1 protein-coding gene is annotated in these 791 nt (G+C 66.6%); it reads right to left on the bottom strand.

Features of this window, described 5'->3' with window-relative positions:
• The coding region (locus tag ACWGS9_RS35040; protein ID WP_454509459.1) for a hypothetical protein at positions 1 to 791 on the bottom strand (791 nt) is incomplete at both ends.

Raw genomic sequence — 791 nt, 5'->3', positions numbered from 1 at the left:
GCGTCGCCGATGTCCGGATCGACCCAGTAGCCATGCGTCATCAGAAAAAACCAGGCAAAACGCAGGCCGACCGCGGCGTCGACCGCCTCGATGCGCTGCATCAGCCGATGCACGGAAAAATTCTCTTGCAAAAGCAACCGTTCCGTCGGCATTTTGAGCGGCCGCGGGATAAAACCGATCTCGCGCTGTTGGCCATAGCCCTCGACGTCGTGAATGTCGAAGGCCCAGTGCTCGAAGATACGGTGGACGGACGCGCTCGAGCGCTCCCAGTCGGCAAAGAAGCGATTTTCGCGCGGGACGAATTCGAACCAGCCGGGGTTGAGATTCAGGAAGGGTTTTTCTGGCTCGTCGCCCGGCCCGACTTCGCGGATGACGCCGGTTTCCGGCTCAGGCCGGCGCGCTTGCCGCTGCTCGCGTTCGCTGCCGGCGCGGCGCGCCAAAAAACGCTTCATGTGCACGACGCCGCCGGCGCGGCCGCGCAGCCGATAAACGGGTCCGGCAAGCGCTGGCGCGTCCGTGACGGGCTCGCGCCGCACCCAGGACGGCTCGAACAGAGCGTCTGCGCTGGTGGGGCGGTAATCGGGATCGACGACAGGACCGGCCAAAAATTCGCTCTCGCGGCCGAGCGCAAGCTGGACGAAGTCGGCCACGCCGGGGCCGGTCGGCGCGAAGGCAAAGACGGATGTTCCGCGCCATTCGGAAAACCGGAACCCGCTCGCCCGATGCCGGGTCCAGAAGGCGGTGAGGTCGCCGCCGAGCGCCGCCAGCTCGCGCTCGAGCCAGGCGCGGTG

The organism is Mesorhizobium sp. Arg314 (assembly GCF_053714275.1).
Note: the sequence above shows the minus strand (reverse complement) of the source record. Positions and strands in the feature narration are given on the sequence as shown.